This window comes from Mycobacterium sp. 852002-50816_SCH5313054-b (assembly GCF_001667185.1).
Classification (GTDB): domain Bacteria; phylum Actinomycetota; class Actinomycetes; order Mycobacteriales; family Mycobacteriaceae; genus Mycobacterium.
Genome location: NZ_LZIC01000017.1, coordinates 1 through 1,328 on the forward strand (window position 1 = coordinate 1; position 1,328 = coordinate 1,328).

A 1,328-nucleotide genomic window follows, 5' to 3' on the forward strand; every position below is an offset into this window, starting at 1 on the left:
TGTGATGTCGCGAGACATCGAGGACAGATGTCTCGCGACATAGTGAACACCCTCAGTTGTTGGCTGGGGGTGTTTTCTGTTTTTGGGGTTGGTAGTCGCTGTTGGTGTCGAGGGTGAGTTCGCGGATGAGTTGGCCGCCGGGGGTGGCGATGATGCGGATGTTGAGGTCGGCGATGAGCATGAGCACGGGGGTGTTGGCCCAGCGGTGGCCGATGCCGATGTGGTGGAGGCGTCCGGCGTGGCGCAGGGTGAGCTTGCCGTAGCTGTCGACGCGGTCGGTGCGCACTCGCCAGTGGATGCCGGCGGGGGTGTTGGCCGGGCCCGGCGGGGGGTCGGGCGCGGTAGGCGTCGTGTGGGGTGCAGCGATCGCAGGAGCGGTGGGGGCGCACGGTGTTGTAGTACTCGGTGAAGGCGTCTAGCTGGGCTTGTAGGTCGGCCAAACTGGCCGCTGGGGGTTGGCGGTTCAGCCATTTTTTGAGGGTTTGGTGAAAGCGTTCGACCTTGCCGCAGGTCTGTGGGTGGTAGGGCCGGGAGTTTTTGAAGACGACGCCTAGGGTGGCCAGTTCGGTTTGCAGGGCAGTGCGCCCGCCGGGGCCGGTGGCGTGTCGGGCGGTGAAGACCATGCCGTTGTCGGTCAGTACCGAGGCGGGCAGGCCGTGGGCGGCGAAGGCTTCGCGGAAGCAGTCGCGCACGGCCGGCGCGGTGAACACGGGTCGGGCGGTGCAGGTTAGGGCTTTGCGGGAGTGGTCGTCGAGGATGTTGAGGATCTCGATCTGCGCGCCGGTGGCGGTGGTCGTATCGGGGCCGGCGAGGTGCCAGTGGGTGATGTCGGCTTGCCAGCATTCGTTAGGTTGTTCGGCCTGGAAGCGGATGTAGCTGCTGCGGGGTCGCTTGTGCGGCTGGGCGGTGATGAAGCCGCGCCGGCGCAAGATCTTGTGGATCGTGGACACCGCGGGGGCGCTGCCGGTGTGGCGGTGCAGGTGCACGGCGATGGTGTGCGGTCCGGCGTCGAGGCCCTGCTCGCCAAGTTGCTTGCGCAGCTTGATAATCCGCTCTTCGACCGTGGCGGGCAGTTGCCGCGGATTAGACGCCGGGCGCCGTGAGCGCGGCTCGAGTCCGTCCTGGCCCTCGGCACGGTAGCGGGCCAGCAGGACATAGATCCATGAGCGCGCCACCCGATAATCTCGGGCGACCTCACTGATCGGCCGGTGCTCAATCTCGACGGCGGCAACGACCAAACGGGCCTTGGACATGAGGACACCTCGCGATCACTGGGCTGTCCTCTATGTCGGGAGACATCCGTCCTCTATGTCAATGAATCACAGACC

The 1,328-nt window shown here is 65.9% G+C and carries 1 protein-coding gene and 1 pseudogene; both read right to left on the minus strand.

All coding sequences use genetic code 11. The features are described from left to right. Positions 1-52: 52 nt before the first annotated feature. Complete coding sequence (locus A5787_RS27955) at positions 53-286, minus strand: hypothetical protein (protein ID WP_231993766.1); 234 nt, start codon at positions 284-286, stop codon at positions 53-55. Between the two features lie 115 nt (positions 287-401). Continuing rightward, positions 402-1,253, minus strand: a pseudogene (locus A5787_RS02090) (DDE-type integrase/transposase/recombinase); the annotation flags it as partial. Positions 1,254-1,328: the final 75 nt, after the last annotated feature.